19 protein-coding genes are annotated in these 23,828 nt (G+C 65.4%); 6 read left to right on the forward strand and 13 right to left on the reverse strand.

Annotation, left to right across the window (positions count from 1 at the left end; all coding sequences use genetic code 11):
• Positions 1 to 28 precede the first annotated feature (28 nt).
• Complete coding sequence (locus BJI69_RS20440; protein ID WP_052767388.1) at positions 29 to 3,397, reverse strand: GH92 family glycosyl hydrolase; 3,369 nt, start codon at positions 3,395 to 3,397, stop codon at positions 29 to 31.
• A 242-nt stretch (positions 3,398 to 3,639) separates the two neighbouring features.
• Here BJI69_RS20440 and BJI69_RS22425 point away from each other — a divergent pair, with 242 nt between their 5' ends.
• From BJI69_RS22425 to BJI69_RS20450, 3 genes are all read left to right on the forward strand, one after another.
• On the forward strand, positions 3,640 to 3,855 hold the full coding sequence (locus tag BJI69_RS22425; RefSeq protein ID WP_125903147.1) for a hypothetical protein: 216 nt from the start codon (positions 3,640 to 3,642) through the stop codon (positions 3,853 to 3,855).
• Positions 3,856 to 3,884: 29 nt separating this feature from the next.
• Positions 3,885 to 4,250 carry a hypothetical protein gene (locus BJI69_RS20445; protein ID WP_046969555.1) on the forward strand — a complete coding sequence of 122 codons (366 nt, stop codon included), beginning with the start codon at positions 3,885 to 3,887 and terminating at the stop codon, positions 4,248 to 4,250.
• Between the two features lie 183 nt (positions 4,251 to 4,433).
• Positions 4,434 to 4,802, forward strand: coding sequence for a hypothetical protein (locus tag BJI69_RS20450; protein WP_125903148.1), 369 nt, complete (start codon positions 4,434 to 4,436; stop codon positions 4,800 to 4,802).
• 378 nt (positions 4,803 to 5,180) lie between these two features.
• Here BJI69_RS20450 and BJI69_RS20455 read toward each other — a convergent pair whose 3' ends face one another.
• The 4 genes from BJI69_RS20455 to BJI69_RS20475 all read right to left on the reverse strand — a co-directional run bounded on the left by BJI69_RS20455 (position 5,181) and on the right by BJI69_RS20475 (position 10,219).
• Entirely contained in the window at positions 5,181 to 7,493 is a 2,313-nt protein-coding gene (locus BJI69_RS20455) for a DNA internalization-related competence protein ComEC/Rec2 (protein ID WP_078023385.1), read from the reverse strand.
• Between the two features lie 130 nt (positions 7,494 to 7,623).
• Positions 7,624 to 8,199: a hypothetical protein gene (locus BJI69_RS20460; protein ID WP_052767371.1), complete on the reverse strand. Its 576-nt coding sequence runs from the start codon at positions 8,197 to 8,199 to the stop codon at positions 7,624 to 7,626.
• 139 nt (positions 8,200 to 8,338) lie between these two features.
• A complete protein-coding gene (locus tag BJI69_RS22565; RefSeq protein ID WP_154670755.1) occupies positions 8,339 to 9,445 on the reverse strand; it encodes a hypothetical protein in 1,107 nt (368 codons plus the stop codon).
• Between the two features lie 168 nt (positions 9,446 to 9,613).
• Positions 9,614 to 10,219, reverse strand: a complete 606-nt coding sequence (locus tag BJI69_RS20475) for a rhomboid family intramembrane serine protease (RefSeq protein ID WP_046969357.1) — start codon at positions 10,217 to 10,219, stop codon at positions 9,614 to 9,616.
• 137 nt (positions 10,220 to 10,356) lie between these two features.
• Between BJI69_RS20475 and BJI69_RS20480 the strand changes: the two genes are divergently transcribed.
• Both BJI69_RS20480 and BJI69_RS20485 read left to right on the forward strand, forming a co-directional pair.
• Positions 10,357 to 11,232, forward strand: coding sequence for a PhzF family phenazine biosynthesis protein (locus tag BJI69_RS20480; RefSeq protein WP_046969356.1), 876 nt, complete (start codon positions 10,357 to 10,359; stop codon positions 11,230 to 11,232).
• 2 nt (positions 11,233 to 11,234) lie between these two features.
• Positions 11,235 to 11,690: a YaiI/YqxD family protein gene (locus BJI69_RS20485; RefSeq protein WP_046969355.1), complete on the forward strand. Its 456-nt coding sequence runs from the start codon at positions 11,235 to 11,237 to the stop codon at positions 11,688 to 11,690.
• A gap of 787 nt (positions 11,691 to 12,477) precedes the next feature.
• Here BJI69_RS20485 and BJI69_RS20490 read toward each other — a convergent pair.
• The 4 genes from BJI69_RS20490 to BJI69_RS20505 form a co-directional block, all read right to left on the reverse strand.
• A complete protein-coding gene (locus BJI69_RS20490) occupies positions 12,478 to 13,311 on the reverse strand; it encodes a dimethylarginine dimethylaminohydrolase family protein (RefSeq protein WP_046969354.1) in 834 nt (277 codons plus the stop codon).
• An 86-nt stretch (positions 13,312 to 13,397) separates the two neighbouring features.
• Positions 13,398 to 13,679 (reverse strand): hypothetical protein, encoded by a 282-nt coding sequence (locus tag BJI69_RS20495; RefSeq protein ID WP_046969353.1) that lies wholly within the window; start codon positions 13,677 to 13,679, stop codon positions 13,398 to 13,400.
• A 96-nt stretch (positions 13,680 to 13,775) separates the two neighbouring features.
• Positions 13,776 to 14,657, reverse strand: a complete 882-nt coding sequence (locus BJI69_RS20500; RefSeq protein WP_046969352.1) for an NAD(P)-dependent oxidoreductase — start codon at positions 14,655 to 14,657, stop codon at positions 13,776 to 13,778.
• A gap of 14 nt (positions 14,658 to 14,671) precedes the next feature.
• Positions 14,672 to 15,847 (reverse strand): BaiN/RdsA family NAD(P)/FAD-dependent oxidoreductase, encoded by a 1,176-nt coding sequence (locus tag BJI69_RS20505; RefSeq protein ID WP_046969351.1) that lies wholly within the window; start codon positions 15,845 to 15,847, stop codon positions 14,672 to 14,674.
• Positions 15,848 to 15,931: 84 nt separating this feature from the next.
• On the opposite strand from BJI69_RS20505, the gene BJI69_RS20510 reads away from it, so the two are divergent.
• Positions 15,932 to 16,414 (forward strand): YajQ family cyclic di-GMP-binding protein, encoded by a 483-nt coding sequence (locus BJI69_RS20510; protein ID WP_046969350.1) that lies wholly within the window; start codon positions 15,932 to 15,934, stop codon positions 16,412 to 16,414.
• A gap of 11 nt (positions 16,415 to 16,425) precedes the next feature.
• Here BJI69_RS20510 and BJI69_RS20515 read toward each other — a convergent pair whose 3' ends face one another.
• The 4 genes from BJI69_RS20515 to BJI69_RS20530 all read right to left on the reverse strand — a co-directional run bounded on the left by BJI69_RS20515 (position 16,426) and on the right by BJI69_RS20530 (position 23,791).
• Entirely contained in the window at positions 16,426 to 19,425 is a 3,000-nt protein-coding gene (locus BJI69_RS20515) for a ligand-binding sensor domain-containing protein (RefSeq protein ID WP_052767369.1), read from the reverse strand.
• 235 nt (positions 19,426 to 19,660) lie between these two features.
• On the reverse strand, positions 19,661 to 21,208 hold the full coding sequence (locus tag BJI69_RS20520; RefSeq protein ID WP_052767368.1) for a putative bifunctional diguanylate cyclase/phosphodiesterase: 1,548 nt from the start codon (positions 21,206 to 21,208) through the stop codon (positions 19,661 to 19,663).
• 151 nt (positions 21,209 to 21,359) lie between these two features.
• Entirely contained in the window at positions 21,360 to 23,435 is a 2,076-nt protein-coding gene (locus BJI69_RS20525; RefSeq protein ID WP_071925050.1) for a S9 family peptidase, read from the reverse strand.
• Between the two features lie 47 nt (positions 23,436 to 23,482).
• Complete coding sequence (locus tag BJI69_RS20530; RefSeq protein WP_046969348.1) at positions 23,483 to 23,791, reverse strand: GNAT family N-acetyltransferase; 309 nt, start codon at positions 23,789 to 23,791, stop codon at positions 23,483 to 23,485.
• Between the last annotated feature and the right edge of the window lie 37 nt (positions 23,792 to 23,828).

The following is a 23,828-nucleotide window of genomic DNA, read 5'->3' on the forward strand; positions in this document are numbered from 1 at the left end:
ATCGGCTCCTACCGAGCAAAAGCCCGTCTTACTTGTGGCCGAGGAACTCCACTTCGCTCAGATCCAGCCCCTTCGTATCACCGGCAACGAGACGCAGGCGGTACCAGGCGTACGCGCCCGGCGTACCCACGGCAAACGCACGGGTCTGCCGGCGCCACGGCCAGGTCTCGCCGTCGCGCTTGTCCACGGCCTGGTAGTGCTTGCCGTCCGTCGATCCTTCGAGCACCCACCCGGACGCGTCGCCCGGCTTGGCGCCGGAGGTCAGCGTGAGCATCTGGACGGTCACCGGCTTGGCGAAGTGCCAGCCGACCACCGCGTTCTTCGCGGCGAGATGCGCGGAGGTGTCCGAGGTGTTGTCGAACAGCTTGTCCAGCTCTGGCCCCTTCAACGAACCGAAGGCCTTGCCGCCCTCGCTCGTCAGATCGACCAGCGGTGCCGGCTTGCTGCCTTCGGCGCTGATCGAGGCCGGGAGCGCGTCGGCACCCGTGCCCCAGGTCGACGGTGTCGGCCCCATGGTGAACTCGAGCGTGGCGCCCTTGGCCAGCAATTCGTGCGGCAGGGTCACCTTGTTCCAGGGCTGGCCGTTGACCGTCAGCGACTGCACATAGCGATTCGTGTCGCTGACACCCTGTGCCTTCACGTCGATCGTCGCGCCGCCTTCGAGGCGGATGCTCATGTGCGGGAAATGCGGCGCACCGATCACGTACTCCGGCGTGCCCATGCGTAGCGGATAGAAGCCGGCGGCGCCAAACAGCCACCATGCCGACATCTCGCCGTTGTCCTCATCACCCGGATAGCCCTGGCCGATCTCGCTGCCGACATACAGACGCGAGACCGCGTCGCGCAGCTTGTCCTGCGTCTTCCACGGCTGGCCGGCTTCGTCGTACATCCAGATGATGTGGTGCGAGGGCTGGTTCGAATGGCCGTACTGGCCCATGCGCACGTCGCGGGCCTCGAGCATCTCGTGGATCACGTCGCCGTAGTCGCCCACGTCGTACTTGCCCGGCGTGCTGAAGAACTGGTCGAGCTTCGCGCCCAGCGCCTCGCGGCCACCGTAGAGTGCAGCCAGGCCGGCACCGTCCTGCGGCGCGTGGAAGGCCATGTTCCAGGCGTCGGTCTCGGTGTAATCGCCACCCCAGCGAATCGGGCTGAACTGCTTCGCATCCCAGCGCCACTTGCCGGCCGCATCGCGCGCCACGAAGAAACCGACGGCCGGATCGAACAGGTTGGTGTAACCGAGGGCGCGCGAGCGATACCAGGCCGCATCGTCGGCATAGTTGGCGCGATACGCGTCGCCGGCCGGCGCATCCTTGGCCAGCGCCTTGGCGAGGTTGCCGATCGCGAAGTCGTTGATATAGCCGTCCATCGACCAGGACAGGCCTTCCATCACGCCGTCATCGGTATAGCCGTTGAACAGCGAACGCTGGATACCCTTGCGGCCGGCGCCCTTCTCCTCGCTGACGCTGGAGGCGTTGCGGATGGCCGACTGATAGAACGCCGAGACGTCGAAGTTACGCACGCCCTTGAGCCAGGCATCGGAGAAGGCCACATCCGAGCTCGTACCCACCATCAGGTCGGCATAGCCCGGCGACGACCAGCGCGCGATCCAGCCGGCGTCGCGATACTGCTGAACGAAGCCGTCGATCATCTTGCCCGCTTCGGTCGGCGTCAGCAGGACGTAGGCCGGCCAAGCGGTGCGGTAGGTGTCCCAGAAGCCGTTGTTGACGAACGGCTGGCCATCGACGATGCGGGCACCGGTCGTCGTGTCGGTGTTGCTGCCGGCAGGCGCCGAGAACGGGCTGGCGTAACGCCACACCGGGGCATCCTTGCTGCCGGTGTTCTCGTAGGCATGGTTCGGATAGAGGAACAGGCGGTACAGGTTCGAGTACAGCACGGTCTTCTCGTCAGGCGACGCACCCTCGACCTTGATCGCGCCCAGGCGATCGTCCCAGGCCTTGCGTGCACGCTCGCGGACGCTGTCGAAGGTATCGTCCGCCGCGATCTCCTGCGCGAGGTTGGCCTTGGCCTGGTCGACGCCCATCAGCGAGGTCGCGATGCGCATGGTGACGACGCGATCGCCCTTCTTCGCCGTGTCGAAACCGAACCATGCGGAGGCGGCATCGCGCTTCTCGCCGGTCAGGCGGCCGCTCTCGGTCACCGGCTTGTCGAAAACGGCGTAGAAGAACAGGCGCGTGGCACCGGTCGACAGGCTGCTCTTCACGTCCGACCAGCCCTGGATGCTGCGCTGGCCGGGATCGAGCGTGACCGAAGCCTTCTCGTTGAGGTTGTCGAAGACCAGCTGGGAGCGCTTGTCGGTGAAGGTGAAGCGGAAGATCGCCGCACGATCGGTCGGCGTGATCTCGGTGGTGATGCCGTTGTCGAAGCGCACCCGGTAGTAATCCGGATGGGCCAGCTCGGCATCGTGGCCGAACGACAGCGCGCGCGTCTCGCGCTTGAGCGCCGGGGCGCCCGAAGCCGCCTGCGCGGGCATGATCTGGAAGGTCTGGCGCTCGCCCATCCACGGGCTCGGCTCGTGCGAGAGCGCGAAGGCCTCGATGCGCGGACGGTTGTCGTCGCCGTTGCGGGCCTGGTACTGGTAGAGCCAGTTGGAGCCGGCGTTGGTCGTCGGCGTCCAGAAGTTGAAGCCGTGCGGCATCGCCACCGCGGGAAAATTGTTGCCGCGCGAGTAGTTTTCGTTGGCGTTCGAGCCGCGACGCGTGTCGACGTAATCGGTCGGGTGCGTGCTGTTGATCGCCTTGACGTCGCCGATGCGGACATCGTCGAGGTAACCCTCGAAGGCTTCGCCAGCCGGTGCGGCCGCGGTGAGTTCGATCGAGCGGACACGACGGCCCTTGGCCACGCTGCCCAGATCCACGCTCACATAGTTCCACTGGTCGGGATAGAGCACGCGACCTTCGCCCTGCCCCTTCGCCGTGGCGGGCACGCGATGCTGGTCGAGGGCTGCGCTGGTGGAAAGGCGCGAGCCGTCGTCGAAGACCAGATCCACGGCCACGTAGTTGACGGGATTGACCAGGTCGTCCTTGTTCGAGCGCGGGAAGACCAGCCAGGAGAGCACCGTGTCGTCGCCGATGCGGACATCGGTGTCGAACAGCTTCGTCGTCGCCGGAGCGCCGCTGCCCTTACCCGTGTAGCGCAGGGAGTGCATGCCGGTGAAGCCGACATTGGCCTTGGCCGTCAGGACGGCCTCGGCCGGCGGCCCACCGACCACGCTAACGTCGAGCGCACCCTTCGCCGCCAGCGGCGCGGGCTGACCCGACTCGAAGGAGCTGTCAAAGCGCTGGGTGGCCGCGAGAGCCCCCACCGGTACCACAAGAGACGCCGTCACCAGGGCGAATGCCGCCCTGCCCCAACCGTGCTTCGATACCGTCACGCTCATCCCCTTGTCTAGCGGAACCCGCATTTAAATCGTTCTAAATTGGGAATGTCAAACGGCGGTGCAGCAAGGGGGTGCGTAGGGCTTCCCCTACAGACTTCCAGATATCGCCGATTTAGGATTCGCCGCGACGGCGCCTGACTGTTGGGGGGTTGGGCCACGGCGCGGCAGGACACGCCCCCATTACCTGTGCTCGGACGCCATGGCGCCGGTGCTGACGTTGTATTTCGTGGTGGAGCGAACCGATGAACCGGATATGGATTTTCCTTCTGCTGTACTTCTGTTCGCCGTTGGTGTACGCACAGAACTACAACGCCGTCAGCACCTTTACCGCGACACTACGCCAGTGGGACGGCCCGACGGCACAATCGTGGACAGAGGACACCACAGCCGAAGCGTGGACCTCGTACTTCTCATCGGTCGGATCACCAGAGACCTGCGCACTGGAAAACTGGCGGTAACATCAATGTCAGACCGGGCGAGAACATAAATGACTTCTAACATCGAGGATGTTGAAGAAGAACATGCGTTTTACTTCAAAGAGAAGATGTACTTCTCATATCTTGACGAACATCACTTCTACGCATGGCTCGAGTCCATCGACGATGTCGTCAAGGCCGAGGGGACGCCGAGAGGCATTCGAGTAACGTTGCGCGGCGCATACCTGTCTCGTGGAGGCGCCCACGACTTGCTGGCATTGTTCACTAGGTACGGATATCCGCTAGCCATGCTTCGCAAGTTTTTAGCACCAGCTGACGATGCGTGGTTCCGGGATCCTGCTGCTTACTGGATCTCGGAACTATATAAAGACTTACCGGACTACGTTCCGCCAACAGCGGGTGAGTCGAGTCTTTAGTGCATACTTTTGTCGACACAGGACTCTTCAGCCAATCGTCCATGCAGTCAGAAATCGCGCCCGACCGCACAACGTGCGCGAACTGCCAAATTTGCATGATGCGCATCTTTCTCGTCTCAGGGGTCAATCGTGCGAGCGACAAGATCGAAGATGAGCGGTTCATGAAGTAAACAGGGGCCTTCGTTGAATAAAAAGCAACTACTAAAAGGAGCTGCCCTCTGCACATTGGGGTGTGGCATCGGCACCGTTGTATCCATCGCTTTTTTCCAGCGATTCATCGTCGCGTCCTACACGCTTCGTCTTCTCGGCGATCTGAACCAGGACGTAGCAATGTTGAATGCCGTCCATTCGTCAAAAACCGACCTATCGGAACATCTTGCAAAAATGCGCTTGTCGAGCACGTTGAAAGGTCTTGAGGCGCAATGGCCGTCCATGACTGAGCCGAGCCGGGAGAGCGCGAGCCGCACGATGCAAAAAGCGACCGGAAAGGATCCCAATGTAGATGACACGATCGCCCGCATGCTCACTGCGCCTGCACCGCCCGCCCCTTAAGCCATCGAAAACGGAGCTGTCGCTTCATGCATGATGTTTTTATGACCTCGACGATAAGCCTCCATTACTGAATACCACCGTCAAGGTAAGAGGCCTGTTGCACCGGACGTTCGAGAATCGAAACCTCTTCCCACCCGGAACGAGCACCGACCACATCTCCTCGAAAACTTGCCTTCCTGTACTAATCACCAGTGACAACCGCGCGCTGCTAGAGCTGGCCAAGAAAAAGTACGGATACGTCGTGACCGTAATCGGCCGTATCGTCGATATCGCATCTCCAGGAGTGGTTTCAGTCAATTCGTGCAAGCCAGTGGGTATCGAAGTCACCGCTATCGAATAGGTGAGAACGCCCTCTCAGCTAGTATCGATCCCAGACCCTCACTCGCGCCAATAACGCCCAGTCGGTCGACGCCATTCCCGGGCGACGCGTGGCAGGACGTCACGAGGAAAGTCGACCCGGACCGCACCGCTCGCGGCGGTATTAAGCACCTCAGCCCCCGCATCCCGATGCCGCGCCAACACCGACGCATGCGGATGCCCAAACCGATTACGCCACCCCGCCGACACGATCGCCAGATCCGGCTGCACGGCACGCAACCAAAGCACATCGGACGAATGCTTGCTGCCGTGATGCGCCACCGTCGTCACCGTCGGCAGGTCCGACCACAGCGCCTCGCGATTGATGCGGCGCTCGGCTTTGCCGCTGATGTCGCCAGTGAGTAACAGGCGGCCCCCTTCCCCCTCGATCGAAAGCACGCAGGAACGATCGTTGCTCGCGGTCTTGCCTTGCTCACTGCCCGGGACGTCGGTGAAACGAAACACGACATCGTCCCAACTCCAGCTCGTCTTCGACGTACACCGATCTGCCGCAAACGACAACCGCCCCGGTTCGCCCGATAGCCTCCGCGCCGCCGGATAACGATCGACAATGGCAGCCGCCCCGCCCGCGTGATCGATATCGCCATGACTGACCACGAGCGTGTCGACCGGCCCAAGCCCCAGTGCCGTGATCGAGGGCAGCACGATGCCTGCACCCGCATCCCGGCCACCACCATAGGCCGGACCGGTGTCATAGATCAGCGTGTGCTGTCGCGTACGCACGATCACAGCGAGTCCCTGCCCGACGTCCAGCGCCCAGACCCGAAACGCGCCCGGCTTTGGCATATCACGCGGTGGCATCAACAGAGGCAGGAACAGCAGCGCGCCGTAACCGCGTAAGGGAACGCCACGCGGCGTGAAGAGCCACAGCGCTCCGGCGGTAGCGAGGACGACCGGCAGCACGCCACTGTCCGCCACGGTCAACTGAGCGCCGGGCACGCGCGCCAACTGCGCAAGCAGCTGCCACAGGCCGCCCAGCATCCACGCAGCGCCGGCTAACAGAGGCCCTGCAAGCGATGGCAGGGGCAACAGCACGCAGCCGAGCAAGGTCAGCGGCACCACGACGAAGCTCACCAGCGGCGCCGCGATCAGGTTGGCGACAAAGCCCATCAACGACGTGCTGCCGAACAGGCATAGAGATAACGGCAGCAACGCGATGCTCATCGCCGCCTGCGCGCGAAGCAATTCACTGACCCATCCGACAAAACCTCGCGACCGTGGCGCCACGCAGCAGATGAGAAAGCCAACGCCGGCAAACGACAACCAGAACCCCGCCGACAGCACGGCCAGCGGATCAAAAACGAGCACCGCGAGCATCGCAAACGCGAGCAGCGACAGACCACCCGCGCGACGTCGCGACATTCCGGCGAGCACGACAACGCCGATCATCAGCAAAGTGCGCACGGTCGGCAGGCCCAGACCGGCGAGCATGCCGTAGCCGCCTGCCACCAGCAGGCCGAGCAAGGCCTGGGCGATCTGCCTCGGTAGCCACAGCCCTAGCAAGGGCCACCACGCGTAAAGAAGCCGTATCGCGAGCACACCACCGCCGGCCGCGACACCGACATGGAATCCCGAGATGGCGATGAGGTGCGAGACGCCCGTCGCACGGGCGATATCCCAGTCGGCAGCGTCGAGCCCACGCGTATCGCCAACGGCCAGGGCCTTCAGGATGCGTGCGTCAGCGGCCCCGAGGCGCTCGTCCAGTGCCCGCGCTACGCCGTCTCGCCAGGCATCCACACAGCGACCGGGAGCGATGCGTGCGTTGTCCGTAGCGGCGCGCACGTAGCCCGTGGCGATGATGCCGCGCTGCAGCGCCGTACGCTCCGCGTCCCCTCCGCCTGGATTGACGTTACCGCGAGGACGTCGCAGGCGAACCGTCAGTCGCCAGTGCTCGCAAGGGGCCGGCACGACGTGCGTGCGGTACCAGCTGAGCCGAAGTTTGCCGCGAGCCCACGGCGCTGCGCCATCCACCGTGTCAGGCACGAAGAGAAACGACGCGTCGCCACCCCGTGCGCGCGGAAGATCCGTCGCCTGGCCGGTAACGACGACGTCCTGACCCTCCTGCTCCGGAGGCAGGCGAGCGGCCACGCCGCGAGCACCCTGCACGGCTGCCCATGCCGCGAACAACGTGACCACGGCGACATGGCGTGCAGGAGACCAACGGCATGTGACGGCTACCACCAGGCCGATCACCATGGCGACGACCGACCACGGCAGCGCCGGAAGCCACGCACATCCCTGCACCGCCGTGCAGCCAAGCAGCGCGGAAAGGGCAAGCGAGATGAGCGAAAACGATGGAGCGCGAAGCGCCACGAGGAAGGCCGACGGACGGCAGCCCAGCCTAGGTGCGAATGACGGGGTCGGAGTCCGTCACTCGCTGTAGGTCACCGCCGCGTCGTCATCCCGGCAGAGTGATCACCGATGATCCAGCGGCGTCAGGCCCTCAGTGATCGCCGCGGTTGCTGTTACCTCGGTAGTTACCGCGCCCACCCGGATGTCCACCCGAGTTGCCCGGCGCCTGCGAGGGTCGATTGCCAACCTGCCCGCCTTGCGACGGCGGACGACCACCACCCTGCCAGCCGCCCGGTGGACGCTGATGATCGCCGCCCTGCCAGCCACCTGGCGGACGCTGATGGATACCACCTTGCCAACCGCCCGGCGGCCGATGATCGCCATCGCCCGGACGGTCGTGCCAGCCACCCGGCGGTGGCGGACGCGGATGATCGTGTCCGTCACGGTCGCGGTAGTAGCGACGGTCGTATCCGCGGTCGTAACCCCGACCGCCATACCAGACCGAGCCGACGGCAATGTTCGAGTAACCACCGTAATAGCCCGGTCCATAGCCGTAACCGTAGCCAGGGTCGTAATACCCACCCACCGGTTGAACGACCGTGGTCGTTTCCGTGCCGTAGTACGCGTCGCCGCCGGAGCTACTGCGAACGTAGCCCGGGTCGTAGTAGCAACCCGCGAGCGGCAGGGTTGCCGCGAGAGCCAGAAGCAGGGAATGCGCACGACGCATAGGAAGTCTCTGATGAGAACAACGGTGAGGAACGACTTCGACACTGCGCCTGCGCGATTGAACGCCCGCTAAAAAAGAAAGGGTCGCGAAAGCGACCCTTCCCCTTCATTCAGCCTTCGCCGACGTCAGACCGAGCTGATCAGCCCTTGTTCTTCTGCTGATCGCCGCGCTGATGCGCCTCGTTGGCGTAGTTGGCCTCAGGCGAAGCGGCGGTCGGCGACGGCGGGGTCGACTCGTTGCCAGGCTGCGACGCCGGGACGCCGTTGCCGTTCTCGCCCGTCGGCCACGACGGCGGCTGACGATCGCGCTCGCGCTTGGCTTCGAGGAGGGCCTGGATGTGCGCAACCGCCTCTTCCTGGCTGATGTGCTGAACCGGCTCGTCCGTGGTGGTCGGCTCGGCCGGCTTCGCAGCGGGTTTCGGCGCCGGCTTCGGACGGGGCTTTGCGGCCGGCTTCGCCTTGGCGACAGGCGTGGGTGCCGACGACGCAGCCGGGGCGACAGTCAACGGCGGCTTGCGCGGCGTGCTGGTCGCCGGAACGCGCGATACCGGCTTTTGCTCGATCGTGTGCGCGCTCGCGCTGCGCTTGGTCGGCGCGGGCTTGGCGACGGACTTCGATACCGGCGTCGCCTGGACTTTCTTGGCGGGCGCAGCGGCCTTGCGAGCTGGGGTCTTGCGTGCGGGTGCCTTCGCTACAGGCGCCTTGGTGGCGGCGACCTTGCGAGCCGGAGCCTTGCGGACGGCCTTCGTAGCAGCCGTCTTACGAGCCGGGGCCTTGCGAGCCGAGGCCTTGGTGCTGGCTTTCCTGGCGGCCTTACGCGGCGAAGCCTTGGTGGCCGCGACCTTGCGTGCCGGCGACTTCTTTACGGCAGCCTTGCGTGCGGAGGTCTTCTTGACCGCTTTCTTCGCGGCGGACTTCCTGACGGCAGTCTTCTTGCCTGCGGCTTTCTTCACGGCTTTCTTGACTGCCGTTTTCTTTCCCGCCGCCTTCTTGACCGCGGTCTTCTTGCCGGTTGCCTTCTTCACCGCCGACTTCTTCACCGCCGACTTCTTAACGGCTGACTTCTTGACCGCCGTCTTCTTCACAGCCGACTTCTTGCTTGCCGACTTTCCGACAGCCTTTTTCGCCGCTGCCGGACGGGCGGCGGCCTTGCGTGCGGTCTTCTTGGCAGCGGCGCGAACGCCCGCTTTCTTCGCGACGGTCTTCTTTACCGCGGATTTCTTCGCGGCGGATTTACGGGTAGCCATGCGTTCACTCCTCCTACGTTAGTAGCCGACGCGAACTGCCCCACCGGGGAAGACCCGCGTGCATGCCGGATGACTTGGAAAAGGGTGGCGTTCGATCCGGACAAACGCATGATGTATCAGCTGTCGTCCGAAGTCACATAAATGGTTCGGAAAAATTCAGGTTGCGGGTCAGGAAAAGCTGGGTTGTGACAGCAGCGCGATGAACCGGGGCAGCAGCGAGGGCTCGAGCGCGATGGTGAAAATCACACCGTAAGCCGCGCCCCACAGGTGCGCGCTGTGGTTCACGTTGTCGCCGCCGCGCTTGTCCATGTAGATCGAATACGCCACGAAAAGCACGGCGTAGATGATCGCCGGCAGCTTGACGATGAAGACGTAGATGCTCGACCAGGGGCTGATCAGCACGTAGGCGAAGAGGACGGCCGACACCGCACCGGAGGCGCCCAGACTGCGGTACGAGGCGTTATTACGGTTCTTCATGTACGTCGGCAGGATCGAGAAGAGCAGCGCGCCGATGTAGAAGGTGACGAAGCCCAGCGGGCCCATCGCCTGCGTGTAAAGGCCTTCCATCGTCCGACCGAAGAAGTACAGCGTGAACATGTTGAAGATGAGGTGCGACCAGTCCGCGTGGACCAGGCCGTAGCTCACCAGCCGGTAGTACTCACGGCTGCGCGAGAGCGCGGGCGGCCAGAGGATCAGGTCGTCCATCAGGCGGCGGTTGCTGAAGGCGAAGAACGAGACCACGGAGGTCACGAGGATGATAAGCAGCGTGATCATGCGACGAACAGCGTCCTTGGGGACCGAGCCAGCCCGCATCTTGGCGGTAACGCGCGGCGATGTCGAACCCCCGGGCCCATGCCGACCCGGCGATGGACGGCTATCATGGCCGACCTCCCCCGCTCCCGGCACGACCGATGTCCCCCATTCGTTACAAGCAGCTCGACGTCTTCGCCGCCCGTCACGGCGGCGGTAATCCACTGGGCGTCGTCATCGACGCCAAGGGCTGGTCCGACGAGCGCATGCAGCGCTTCGCCCATTGGACCAACCTGGTCGAAACCACCTTCCTGATGCCCGCGCGCGCCGAAGGCGCCGATTACCGGGCGCGCATCTTCACCCCGACCAAGGAAATTCCCTTCGCCGGCCACCCGACCATCGGCAGCGCCCACGCCGCGCTCGACGCCGGCCTGGTCACCCCCGACGCCGCCGGCATCATCTGGCAGGAATGCGGTGCCGGCGTGCTGCCGATCCGCGTGGAGAAGGACGGCAAGGCGCGCGAGCTGTTCGTGCAGTCGCCCAAGGCACGCGTCGTCGGCGACGCCTCCTGCGCCGGTGAGACGCTGTCCGCCGTCCTTTACGGCGTCAAGCTCGGCGCCCTCGCCCCGGCCTGCGTCGAAGGCGGTCGCCGCTGGTGGGTCGCCGAGTTCGCCGACGAGACCGCGCTGCGCGGCTGGCGCCCCGATCACGCCGCGATCCGCGCACTTGCCCTCGCCACCGACACCCTCGGCCTCTGTGTCTTCGCCCGTTCCGCCGAAGGTCTCGCCGTGCGCGCCTTCCCGGCCGGCGTCGGCATCGTGGAAGACCCCGCCTCCGGCGCCGCCAACGGCCTCATCGCCGCCTATGTCGCCGCGCGTGACACCAGCGGCACGCTGACCAAGGGCTACGTGGTCAGCCAGGGCCGCGAAGTGGGTCACGACGCGCGCATCATCATCCGCATCGACGGCGAAGCCGTGTGGGTCGGCGGCTGCACCAACACGATCGTCGACGGCCACGTGGACTGGACGGACGCCTGAGCATGCAGATCTGGGTCGACGCGGATGCCTGCCCGAACGTGATTAAGGACATCCTGTTCCGCGCCGCCGAGCGCGAGCAGGTCAACGTGACCCTGGTCGCCAACGCCTGGATCCGCACGCCGACCTCGCGTTTCATCCGCTCGATCCAGGTACCGGGCGGTTTCGACGTCGCCGATGACGAGATCGTACGGCGCGTCGAGCCGGGCGATCTCGTCGTCACCCAGGACATTCCGCTGGCGGCCTTCGCGATCGAAAAAGGCGCGCTGGCCCTGCACCCACGCGGCGAGATGTACACGAAAGACACGATCGCGCAGCGCCTTTCCATGCGAAATTTCATGGAAGAACTCCGCGGCTCCGGCGTGAACACCGGCGGCCCCGCCACGATGCACCCGCGCGACCGGCAGGCGTTTGCCAATGCGCTCGACACTTGGCTGGCAAAACGACGCGCCACCAAATAGACCTGCTCGATGTGGAAGCACGGCTTTGTGTAGGAGCCGATTCATCGGCGATGCTCTTGGCAGAAGACCGCCCGCTTCGCGAGCGCATGTTTTAAGCGGCATAGCCGCCTCACGCTCGTGCTGCTGGGGAGTCGCAGTCGGGTTGGCCCTGGGGGCCGCCGGCGCAGCTCTTCGAGACGGGCCGTAGTTACGCTTTCGCTTGCAATGGAACTGAGCGGCCCTCAGCTCATGCGGCCCCCAGAGCCAACCCGACCGCGACACCGTGCCGTGAGGTTGCGTGAGGTCGAGCGCACCGCCGGCAAGCGTCGACGCCATTGTAGGAGCCGACTGCGTCGGCGAACCCTCGGGCTCTCCAGTGTGCGAAAGAGGCATTCCGATGATTTGGCGAGCGGTTAAACCGCCTGCACGATGCGACGCACAGCCTCAGTCGCGATATTACGGTTGAGGGTTCGCCGACATAGTCGGCTCCTACGGGCGGTGCGCTCGACCACATGCCACCTCAGTGTTCGCTGCCGCGAGGGGCAAGGCCCTTGGGGCCGCATGAGCTGAGGGCGGCCCCGACTCACTGACGGAGCGAGCGAGCAGCTACCGCCCGCCTCGAAGAGCTGCGCCGGCGGCCCCAAGGGCCTTGCCACTCGCGGCTTTCGCAAGCGCTTCGGCGTGTGGCGGCGAACGCCGCTAAGGACATGAGCTCGCGGAGCGAGCTATCCGCTTGCGAAAAAGATCCTGGCAACCTGGCTATCGCCGCTGAAGCGGCTCCCACATCAAGCAGCTCCCACACAAGCGGCTACGTCCCGACGACCTCATCGAGTCGCAACGTCAGGCACTTCGCTGCGCCGCCCGACTTCATGAACTCGTCCAGGGCCACCTCGATCACCATGAAGCCGGCGCCTTCCAGGCGGGATCGCAGATCCGGGCTCGCGCGGTTGAGGATCACCACCTTGCCGAGGTTCACCGCATTGCAGGCGAAATCCAGGGCGTCGTGTTCGTGCACGGCGAGTCGGTGGCTGGGTGGGATGTGCTTCTCGATAAGTGCCAGCGATGGCGCGTCGAAGGCTGCCGGGAAATACAGCGTGTAGCCGTTCGCCAGGGGGCAGAAACAGGTGTCCAGGTGGTAGAAGCGTGGATCGGCCAGCTTCAGCGGCAACACTTCGACGTCGAGCAGCGAAGCCAGTGCGGGCGCCGCGGCCTGGTCGGAGCGATGGCCGTAGCCCATCCACAGGCGACGCGAGACGCCGCGATCGAACAGGCCGTCGCCTGCGCCTTCGAAGAACACGTCATCGGGAAGCTCGACGATGTCGAAGCCGTGGCGGCGGAACCAGTCGCGGTTAGGCGCTTCCTCGCCCTGGCGTTCGGCATAACGGAAGCGACTGGGGACGAAGGTATTGCCGAAGACCAGGCCGGCGTTGGCGGCGAAGGTCATGTCCGGTTGGCCGTGGGCGGGCTCCTCCAGGGCGACATCCGCATGACGTGTGACCGTTTCCCGGAGCGCGTCCCACTGCCGGCGTGAGCGCTCGGCCGTGGTGTTGTGGACGTGGTCGGTCATCCAGGGGTTGATGACGTAGCTGACTTCGAAAAACGTCGGTGCGCACATCAGGACACGAGGAACGGTGCGTTCCATCGTGGGGGACATCGTTTCTGCCATGGACGGTACTCGCCGGGATGGGGGAACGAGCCCCCATCATGGCAGAAACGCAGCGCTGTCCGTCAGGCCAGCTTGCCGCCGATCGCGCTGACCGTTTCCGACGAAAAATGCAGTTCCTTCAGGGCTTCCTCGAGCGAATCGCGCGAGTTCGCTTCGACTTCCACTTCTTCGCCGACACTGGCCGGCGAGACGTGCACGTAGCGGCTGCCTTCCTGGTAGGCGATGCCTTCGTCATGGTAGATCTGCTTGGTAGCGAGCTTGAAGGTGCCGTCGTTGGACTCCTTCACCGTGACGTTGCGACCTTCGTGCATGCCTTCGTATACCGTCTTCCAGCTTACCGTCATGATGTCCGTCCTCAGCTGCACAGCAGTGTGCGGATCCGATTGTTGCGGACCCGCAGGGGTAATGATTGTGAAGGCTTGCCGAAATCGGGCTCGCTTTCAATCCTTCAGGCGTGCCCGGGCGCCGGCCACGCGGGCCAGGCCGGAGAAATCCAGCTCGCCGTCGCCCGCCGCCAGGGACTCCAGCAAGGCATCGTGCAGGACGCTGGCGAAGGGCATGGGCACGCGCTTGGCGTCGGCGGCGGCGCGCGCCAGGCCGATGTCCTTGAAGCCAAGGCTCAGCTTGAACGCCGCCGGCGTATAGGTCTGCGCAGCGATCATCCCGCCGTAGATCTTGTAGATCGGCGAGGCGAACAAGGAATTCGACATGACGTCGAGGAAATCCGCCGCCGAGACACCGTGGGCACGCGTGAGCGTGGTCGCCTCGGCCATGCTCTCGATCGCGGCGCCGATCAGGAAATTGCCGCCGATCTTGACGATCGTGGCGCGAATCGGGTCGTCGCCCATCGGCCAGACCTTCTGGCCGATCAGCTCTAGCAGCGGCTGCACCTTGGCCACCGCGTCCGGCTTGCCGGAGGCGACCACGTTGAGGTTGCCTGCCGCGGCGACTTCCGGGCGGCCGAACACGGGCGCGGCGACGTAGCCCAGACCGCGCTTCTCGTGCGCTTCGATCAGTTCTTGCGCCAGCGCCACGGAAATCGTCGCGTGATTGACGTGCACCGCACCCTTGGGCAGCGCATCGAGCACGCCACTGTCGAGGATGACCTCGCGCACCGCGGCATCGTTGGCCAGCATGCTGTGCAACACATCGGCACCGGTGGCGGCATCGGCCGGCTTCGCGGCCACGGTCGCGCCCTGCTCTGCCAGCGGCCTGGCCGCGTCGGCCGAGCGGTTCCACACCGTCACGTCATGGCCGCCCTTGATCAGGTTGCCGGCCATGCCGGTACCCATGTTGCCCAGTCCGAGAAAACCGATCCGCATTGCGTTACTCCGCGTCAGACGGCCAGGCCGGCGGCATTGCCGGAGGCCCAGGCCCATTGAAAGTTGTAGCCACCCAGGTGGCCTGTGACGTCGAGCACTTCGCCGACGAAATACAGGCTGGGCTGGCGTTTGGACATCATCGTGGACGACGAAACTTCGTCGGTATCCACGCCGCCGAGGGTGACCTCGGCCGTGCGATAGCCTTCGGTGCCGCTGGCCACCACCGGCCAACTGGCCAATTGTGCGCCGATGTCCCTCAACTCGGCGTCACGGTATTGCCGCATAGGTCGGTTCGGCAGCCAGATCTCGCACAGTCGCTCGGCCAGGCGTCGTGGCAGCAAGCCAGCCAGCACCGTCTTCAGTTCAGCCAGGGGACGCTCGGCGCGGCCTTCGAGCAGCGCCTCGGCGGCGTCCATTCCCGGAAGCAGATCGACGCGCAGGTCCGTGCCCGGCTCCCAGTACGACGAGATCTGCAGGATGGCGGGACCGCTCAGGCCGCGATGGGTGAACAACAAGGCGTCGCGAAAACTTGCGTCGTTCGCCGCCGCCTCGACCGGCAGCGCCACACCCGCCAGGCCGTCGAAGCGCTCCTGGTGCTTGCCACTGAGGGTCAGGGGCACGAGCCCCGCACGCAACGGCAGCACCGCATGGCCGAACTGCTTGGCCAGCTCATAGCCGAAGCCGGTGGCGCCCAGGCTGGGAATCGACAGGCCACCCGTGGCGACCACGACGGAAGCCGCGCGTACGTGGCCGAGCGGTGTGTCGCCGCCGAAGCCTGTCTCCGTGGCGCGCAGGCGGGACACCGCGCAGTTGATCTCCACCCGAACGCCCGCCGCGGCGCATTCGTCGAGCAGCATGCGCACGATCTGCTTGGAGGAATCGTCGCAGAACAGCTGCCCGGGCGACTTCTCGTGCCAGGCGATACGGTGCTTGTCGACCATGGCGATGAAGTCCCACGGCGTGTAGCGCGCCAGCGCGGACTTGCAGAAATGCGGGTTCGCCGAGAGAAAATTGGCCGGGGTCGTAGCCGTATTGGTGAAGTTGCAGCGCCCGCCGCCGGACATCAGAATCTTCTTGCCGGCCCGGTTGGCGTGGTCCACGACCAGCACGCGCTTGCCGCGGCCGCCCGCGACGATGGCCGTCATCAGGCCTGCCGCGCCCGCCCCGACGACGAGGACGTCGTATTCCATGCTGGATTTTCCACCGTACAAACACACATGGTAGCGCCCTCGCGTAAACTTGTTGACCTCGCCCCGAGCCCAAGGATCCCCGCCATGCCCTCCTTCGACATCGTTTCGGAAGTCGACAAGCACGAACTGACCAATGCGATCGACCAGGCTAACCGCAAGGTGACGAGCCGCTTCGACCTCAAGGGCACCTCCGCCGGCATGGAACTGGACGACAGCACCGTCACGCTGAAGGCCGACAACGAATTCCAGCTCGAGCAGCTGATGCCGATCCTCCGCGAATGCCTGGCGGCGCGCCATATCGACGTCCGCGCCATGGACCTGGGCAAGGTCGAAACCAACCTCGCCCAGGCTCGCCAGAAGATCACCATCAAGCAGGGCATCGAGCAGCCGATCGCGAAGAAGCTCATCGCGACGATGAAGGAAGCCAAGCTCAAGGTCGAAGCGCAGATCAACGGCGACAAGGTCCGCGTCACCGGCAAGAAGCGCGACGACCTGCAGACGGCGATGGCCCTGTTGCGCAAGGCGGATGTGGAACTGCCGCTGCAGTTCGATAATTTCCGCGACTAAAGCAGGATTTCTTACAACCCGGCGATACGACTACGATTACGCCCGTCGTTCTTCGCCTCGTACAGCGCCTCGTCCGCGCGCCCCAGCAACGAGTTCAACGACTCCGGCGAGCGCCACATCGCGACACCGGCGCTCACCGTGATGCGGATGCGATAGTCGCCGTGCACGATCACCAGGGCGGCCAGCGCGTGGCGGACGCGCTCGGTGATGTCCAGGGCATGCTCGGCCAATGCGCCGGGCAGACAGAGGATGAACTCCTCGCCGCCGAAGCGGCCGGCGAGATCGTCGGCGCGGCACATCGACGAGATCACCCGCATCGTCTCGCGGATCACCGTATCGCCGGCCAGGTGACCGAAGGTGTCGTTGACCGTCTTGAAGTCGTCGATGTCCAGCAACACCAGGCTGAAGGGGATGCCGTCGTTGGCCGCACCCTGGCGTACGCGCTCCGCCTGTTCGAGGAAGCGGCGGCGATTGAGTGAGCCAGTGAGCTCGTCGGTGCCGGCGAGATGGTCGAGGCGTTCGTTGGCGGCCTTGAGGTCGCGCGTACGGGCATCGACCTGGGCCTGCAACAACTCCGCACGCCGACGCAGGTAGAGCGTGCGCAGCGAGACCAGGCCGAAGAAGGCGGCGACGGCCAGCGCCACCGCGGCCAGCAGGGTCCAGGGGCTTTCGTACCAGCGCGGGGTGACATCGACGCGTACCGAGGTCTCCACGGTGCGCGCGTCCAGGCCGCGCATCGTCGCGCGCAGGCGCAACGTGTACGTGCCGCTGGCGAGGTTGGTGTAGATCGCGCTGGGCGGGATGCCGCGCGCCACTTCGTTCCAGCCCGTATCCGCATCGTCCATGCGGTAGGCGTAATGCGTTTCCATCGGTGCCCGGTAGTCGAGCAAGGCGAAATCCACGCGCAGGTTTCGACCGTCCCCGCCGATGGTGATCCGGCCGCCATCTTCGGGCATGTCGGCCAGCGGCAAGGGCTTGTCGTTGACGCTTACGTGGGTCACGGCCATGCGCGGCGGCACGATCTGCGGCGCCACCCAGTACGGACGAATCACGGTGAGGCCACCGAGACCGCCGAACATGAGTTCGCCGCCGGGAGCTTCGGCCGCTGCGCGATGGATATAACTGGGAATGCGCAGGCCGTCGCGAATACCAAGGTCCGAGACACGGTGGCTGGCGGTGTCGACCACGGCCACGCCGTTGGCCATGGATGCCCAGACGCGATCGTCGTGGTCGACCAGCAGCGCATTGATCTTGCTGTTGACCAGGCCCTCACGGGCACCGATCAGGCTGAACCGGAACGGCCCATGCGGATTGAAGGTGTCCAGGTAGGCGATGCCACCGAACGTGCCCAGCCACAGGCGATGGTGCGAGTCGAACACCATGGAGCCGGTGTAATCCTGCGGCAGGCTGGTCGGATCGGCGGGGTCGTGGCGCAGGTTCACGAAGCCCTTCTGGCCGTCGTAAGCGATGCTGATGCCGCTGATCGTGGCGAACCACCAGGCGTCGGGCATGCGCACGATGTGGCGCACCTGGTCGCCCACGATGCTGGCCGGATCAGCGGGATCATGGCGCATCTGGATGAGCTTGCCGGTGACCGTGTCGTACTGGAAAAGGCCGTCGTAGCCGCCGATCAGGATTTCGTTGCCGTTGCGCTGCATCGACAGGATCAGCCGGCCGTCGAGGCTCGGAATCATCGAGCTGTGCAGGGCGAACGTGTCCGGGTCGATGCGTGAGATACCTTGCGCGCCGGCCCAGATGGAGCCATCCGGCGCGACGACGAAGGCCTGTACGTCGCGCTCGGCCTGCTCACCGCCGAGTTGCAGGTGGTGCATCGTGCCCTTGCCCAGGTCGAGCACGTCGATGCGGCCCATGCCCAGGCCGAGCCACACACGGCCGCGCGGATCGACGAAGACCGAGTGCACGTTGGCGTTGGACAACGTATGCGACTGCAGCGGCGAAGGCAGGACGGAAAACACCTTGCGCCCGTTCGGGTCGTAATGCGCCGCGCCGAGCTCGGTGGCGACCCAGATGTTGCCGGTGCTGTCCTGGAAGATGTCGCGCGTGATGTCACCCGGCAGCGACGAGGGCATGGCCGCATCGTGGCTCAGTATCCGCAGCTGGTGCGTGTTGAAGTCGTAGGTGACCACGCCCGCGCCGTCCGTCGCGGCCCAGAGCACATGCTGCGGCGTCTCATGAAAAGCGCGCACCGTGCGCCGACGGGCCATGCCGTTCTTGCCGGAGAAGCCCGGTACCAGCTGCGCATGTCCCTGGGCGTCGATGTAGACGGCACCGGACTGGCCGGTGCCGACCCACAGGCGCGACTGGCTGTCCTGGAAGAGGGCCCAGACCTGGTCGTGGAGGATCTCGTCGACGGCTGGATCGGTCGAGACCACACGCTGGAAGCGCTCGCCCGGACGACGGACGAACAGGCCGTTGTCCGCCCCTGCCCAGAGATTGCCCGCCTTGTCTTCGGCGACGACGAAGGTGCGCGCGAGCATGTCCTTCGCGTCGCCGGGCTGGCCGGATTCCCGGGTGATCTTGCCCGTGCTCACGTCGACGCGATCGATGCCGCTTTCGGTGGCGATCCAGAACGCGTTGCGTTCGCGTGCGCGCGCGATCGCGAAGATCTTTCCGTTCGAGGTACCACCGGGACCGGTCGGATAGACGTGGAAACGCGTCGTCACCGGATCGAAGCGCACGAGGCCACCGGCGTTCGTGCCGATCAGCAAGCCACCGTCGGCCAGGGGCATGAGGTCGCGCACGTAGGCGTCGGGCAGTACCGCTCCGGCGTAAGAGTCGGGCTCCTGGCCGAAGACCTGCATCCGGTAGCCGTCGTAACGGGCCAGGCCACCGAACGTGCCGATCCAGATCACCCCGCGCGTGTCCTGCACGATGGACGTGGTGGTCGAGTGCGGCAAGCCGTCGGCCACACCGACGGTGTCGAACCAGGCCGTCTCGTAGACGGCCCAGGGGTCGAGTCCGACGGTGGGGGCCGGTGCGGCGGAAGGCATCGCCGCTGAAGCGGCTCCCACAGGGGCAGGCACAGCGGCGGCTGCCTGGCTTTGTGTGGGAGCCGGCTGTGCCGGCAAGCTTTGTGTGGGAGCCGGCTGTGCCGGCGATGGGGCTGCCGGTGAACTGGCTATCGCCGCTGAAGCGGCTCCCACAGGAGCGGCTCCCACAAGTGCGAGCGCCACCGCGAGGATGCCAGCGCGCAAGCGCGTGAAGCGCATGCGGCGCGGCCGTGCGTCAGCCTGCATAGACCAACGACGGATCGAGATAGCGGCGGAACGCGTCTGGCGTCATCGGTCGTGCGAAGAAGTAGCCCTGCCCCACGTCGCAACCGAGCTCGCGCAGCCAGTCGGCCTGGGCTTCGGTTTCCACACCTTCGGCGATGGTGCGCATGTTGAGTTTCTTGGCCAGGCCGACGATCGCTTCGGTGATCTCGCGGTCGACCAGGTTCAAGCCGCTGCCGCGCACGAAGGACTGGTCGATCTTGATCGTGCCGACGGGCAGCTCGCGAAGGTGGCCGAGGTTCCAGTAGCCGGCACCGAAATCGTCAATCAGCAGGTCGAAACCGTGCGAACGCAACTTGACCAGCTGGCGCAGGGTTTCTTCCGGCTCGCGCATGGCCGTGGACTCGGTCAACTCGAACCGGATGCGCATGGGATCCACGCCGTAGGAGCGCACCGTGCGGGCCAGCGTCTCGACGAAGGCCGGGCGACTGAGTTCGTGCATGGAAAGGTTGATGGCGACATAGTCGACGTGGGTACCCGAGGCATCCCACAGCTTCACCTGCGCCAGCACCGAGCGAAGCACGAACTCGCCCAGCGCATGAATGAGGGCGGAGCGTTCGGCGATCGCCACGAAGATCGCAGGTGGCACGTCGCCGCGCGTGGGATGGTGCCAACGCGCCAAGGCTTCGACACCCGCCAACGAACCGTCGCGCAGATTGCGCTTGGGCTGGTATTCCACGTCCAGCTCGCCGCGCTGCAGGGCTTCGCGCAGCTCCACCGTCAGGGCGAGCCGCTCGCGTGCCTGCTCGAGCATGCCCTCTTCGTAGAAACGGAAATCGGCCTTGCCGGTTTCCTTCACCGCGTACATGGCGGCGTCAGCGTTGCGGATAAGGGTTTCGGCGACGTCGCCATCGCGCGGCGCCACGGCGATGCCGATGCTCGGACTCACCGCGACGAACTGGCCGGCGACGTTCACCGGCTGCGACACCAGGTCGAGCACCTTGCGGCAGACCCGCACGAGGTTTTCGAGGCCACCGTATGCCTGCACGACGACGACGAACTCGTCGCCGCCGAAGCGCGACACCACGTCGCGCTCTCGCACGCTGCTACGTAGCGACGTGGCCACGGCACGCAGGAAAGCATCGCCGGCCTCGTGACCCAGCGTGTCGTTGATCGACTTGAAGCCGTCGAGATCGATGAACAGGACCGCCAGCGACTTCGTCTCGCCCGAGGCCAGTGCCTGCTCCAGCTCCTGCATCAGGTAGGCGCGGTTGGGCAGCCCGGTGAGGGTGTCGTGGTAGGCGTGGAAGGCGAGCGCACGGCGGGCCTGCTCACGCGGATCCTTCAGGCGAGCATGGAGACGGCGGCGCTGGGTGTACAGCCAGCCGATGACCAGGCCAGCCAGCGCGCTGACCACGAGAAGGGCGACCAGCCAGCCGAGGCCGGCACCGACCGTGCTGAAACCCGAGCAGCGGTCGCCCTCGCCGGACCCGATGAGGGACCAGCGAGCGCACTTCGCCATCGCCAGGTCGAAGCCGGCATCGCTACGATTTGTCAGCACGCCACGCTCCGGCCCTGCACAAGACGTTTCCCTTGGGAGTATCGGCCACTACCACCCCCGACTTTAGTGTCGAAACCAGCCCGAATGATGATGGGTCGGCGGAAAAACGCAATCCATGATGGTCGTTCAGTCAACCACCGTTGGGGAAACGCTACTTCGCGCTGGCCGGAAGGTAACGGTCGAACCAGGCAAGGGCCCGGGCCAACACGTCACGCCGGCTGGCATCGCGCGCAAAACCGTGCCCCTCCCCCGGATAAACCACCAGCGACGTCGGCACGTTCTGGGCGCGCAGCGCGTGCCAGAACTCGAACGACTGCGGCGCCGGCGTTTCGGCATCGCGTTCGCCCACGACGATCAGGGTCGGCGTGCGGACTTCCTTGATGAAGTTGATCGCCGAGCTCTTCGCGTAGACACCCGGATCGTCATACACCGAGGCTCCGAAGTACGGCTTCATCCACTGGTCGATCAGGTTCTGGCCGTAATAGCTCTGCCAGTTCGAGATGCCCGCACCGGCGACCGCCGCGCTGAAGCGATGGGTCTGGGTCACCGCGAACATGGTCATGAAGCCGCCGTAGCTCCAGCCAGTGAGGCCGAGGCGCTTATCGTCGACGGGATGGGTTTTTTCGATGCTATCGACGCCGGCGAGCACGTCGCGCAGGTCGCCGTAACCGAAGTCCTTGCGGTTGGCCTGGACGAAGGCCGCACCCTGGCCATAGCTGCCGCGAGGGTTGGGCATGAAGACGAAATAACCCAGGGCCGACAACGGCGCGCCACCGTAACCCGCACCCGGCCAGCGCGGCGTCACGGCCGCCGCCGGACCGCCGTGGATCGACACGATCATGCCGTAGTGTTTTTTCGGGTTGTAGTTGGCCGGGTACAGCAGCCAGCCCTGCACGTTCTGCCCTTCGTTCTTCCAGGTAATCGATTCGGCCTTGCCCCACGACGGCTTCAGGCCGGCGTTGAACGCGGTGACCGCGGCAGGCGTGGCCTTGCCGTCGAGGCTGGCGACGTGCACTTCATAGGGCTGCTCGAACGAGCTGGCCGTGAAGGCCGCCTTGCTGGCATCGGTCGTGAGCGACACGGACATCGACAGGCGACCGTCGCCGATCGTCATCGGAACCTCGAACAGGGTCGTCGCGGAGGCCTCACCATTGGCCGAAAGCGCGTAACGCGACACCCGGCTGGCGCCAGCCGCAGCCTCGGAAACAAGCAGTTCGTCGGCGCCCGTCCAGGCGATCCAGGCAGGCGTGGTGGTGATGCCCGGCGTCACGTCGACCGGCGCGGCGCCACCGGCGCTGGGTACCGTCCAGATGTCGCCACCGGTGGAACCCTGGTCACTCATCAGGCCGCCGATGAAGGCGATGCGCGAGCCGTCCGGCGAGAAACGCGGCACGGCCATCTGCAGGTCCTTGAGCGGACCGGTGAGCGTGGCGGTGTCGACCACCGTCACCGGCTTGCCCTTGGCGGTCGGCGCGGCCGGCTGCACGTAGAGCTTGGCGACCCACCAGTTGTTGTCGCCCGGCGGTTCGGCGGCGACATAGGCGATGCGGCGGCTGTCCGCCGCAAAGCTGAATTCATAGACGTGCAGGCCGGCCGGCGTCAGCGTGGTGACCGCGCCACCCGTGGCCTCGACCATGGCGACCTGCTGGATCTCGATACCTTCGACGCCGACTTCGCCGGTCTGCACTTTCGCCGCGGCGGTCGCGCTGGACCGGCGGGTGGCGTTGGGCACATAGAGGAAGGCGAGCGCCTTGCCGTCCGGACGCCATTCCAGGCCGTCGATGTAGCCGGTCAGGTGGGTCAGGCGCTGCGGCGCGGCCTTGCCGGCGATGTCGACCACGTTGATGTCATTCTGCTTGCCCTCTTCCACGCCCGGCGCCTTGCCGGCGCAGTCCGAAAGGAAAGCCAGGTGACGCGAGTCCGGCGCCCAGCTGACGCCGATCTCGCTGCAGCCGCTGGACTTGGTGATGCGCTTCGCGTTGCGCCCGTCGGCGTCGGCGACTTCGATGACCGGCTTGCCGTTGGTCTTCACGGCCCATGCGAGGTGTTTGCCATCGGGCGACAGGGCCACCGATTCGACAGTGCGGACCTTGCCCAGCGAGTCGAGGATCGCGGCGATACGCGGATCCGCGGGTTTCGCCGCGTCGTCGGCCTTTACGGCGGTGTCGGCCTGAGCAACGCCCGCACAGGCAAGCGCCACGGCGGCGGCAATCCACTTCGTACGCATAGGTGACCCTGAATCTGAATGGGGAGGACGAAAACTAGCACGTCCGTTCAGGTTCGGGCAGCACCTTGCGCCAATAGGTGGCTGTACTCCGGATTCCGCTTGAACCAGGCGTCGGCGTACGCGCAGGCCGGGTCGATCTTCCAATGCTGCTTTTCCGCGGTTTCCACCGCGAACTTGGTCAGCAGGGCAGCGATGCCCCGGCCGCCCACCGGCGACGGCACGCCGGTATGGGTAATGCTCATGATCTTGCCCTGCAGCCGGTATTCCAGCTCGCAGTCATAGCCATCCACCTTGGCCACGAACAGCTGGTTGGCGGTGTCGTGACTGATCTCAAGCGGTTTTGCCGTATCGCTCATCGTTCTCTCCAATCAAGGCAGGGCGACCTTTCGCATT

Source organism: Luteibacter rhizovicinus DSM 16549 (genome assembly GCF_001887595.1).
Classification (GTDB): domain Bacteria; phylum Pseudomonadota; class Gammaproteobacteria; order Xanthomonadales; family Rhodanobacteraceae; genus Luteibacter; species Luteibacter rhizovicinus.

Excerpts from the sequence above, each read along its gene's own strand:
- BJI69_RS20440 (WP_052767388.1), bottom strand. The coding sequence starts at position 3,397 with ATGAGCGTGACGGTATCGAAGCACGGTTGGGGCAGGGCGGCATTCGCC.
- BJI69_RS22425 (WP_125903147.1), top strand. The coding sequence starts at position 3,640 with ATGAACCGGATATGGATTTTCCTTCTGCTGTACTTCTGTTCGCCGTTG.
- BJI69_RS20445 (WP_046969555.1), top strand. The coding sequence starts at position 3,885 with ATGACTTCTAACATCGAGGATGTTGAAGAAGAACATGCGTTTTACTTC.
- BJI69_RS20460 (WP_052767371.1), bottom strand. The coding sequence starts at position 8,199 with ATGCGTCGTGCGCATTCCCTGCTTCTGGCTCTCGCGGCAACCCTGCCG.
- BJI69_RS22565 (WP_154670755.1), bottom strand. The coding sequence starts at position 9,445 with ATGGCTACCCGTAAATCCGCCGCGAAGAAATCCGCGGTAAAGAAGACC.
- BJI69_RS20475 (WP_046969357.1), bottom strand. The coding sequence starts at position 10,219 with ATGATCACGCTGCTTATCATCCTCGTGACCTCCGTGGTCTCGTTCTTC.
- BJI69_RS20480 (WP_046969356.1), top strand. The coding sequence starts at position 10,357 with ATGTCCCCCATTCGTTACAAGCAGCTCGACGTCTTCGCCGCCCGTCAC.
- BJI69_RS20485 (WP_046969355.1), top strand. The coding sequence starts at position 11,235 with ATGCAGATCTGGGTCGACGCGGATGCCTGCCCGAACGTGATTAAGGAC.
- BJI69_RS20490 (WP_046969354.1), bottom strand. The coding sequence starts at position 13,311 with ATGGAACGCACCGTTCCTCGTGTCCTGATGTGCGCACCGACGTTTTTC.
- BJI69_RS20495 (WP_046969353.1), bottom strand. The coding sequence starts at position 13,679 with ATGACGGTAAGCTGGAAGACGGTATACGAAGGCATGCACGAAGGTCGC.
- BJI69_RS20500 (WP_046969352.1), bottom strand. The coding sequence starts at position 14,657 with ATGCGGATCGGTTTTCTCGGACTGGGCAACATGGGTACCGGCATGGCC.
- BJI69_RS20505 (WP_046969351.1), bottom strand. The coding sequence starts at position 15,847 with ATGGAATACGACGTCCTCGTCGTCGGGGCGGGCGCGGCAGGCCTGATG.
- BJI69_RS20510 (WP_046969350.1), top strand. The coding sequence starts at position 15,932 with ATGCCCTCCTTCGACATCGTTTCGGAAGTCGACAAGCACGAACTGACC.
- BJI69_RS20515 (WP_052767369.1), bottom strand. The coding sequence starts at position 19,425 with ATGCCTTCCGCCGCACCGGCCCCCACCGTCGGACTCGACCCCTGGGCC.
- BJI69_RS20525 (WP_071925050.1), bottom strand. The coding sequence starts at position 23,435 with ATGCGTACGAAGTGGATTGCCGCCGCCGTGGCGCTTGCCTGTGCGGGC.
- BJI69_RS20530 (WP_046969348.1), bottom strand. The coding sequence starts at position 23,791 with ATGAGCGATACGGCAAAACCGCTTGAGATCAGTCACGACACCGCCAAC.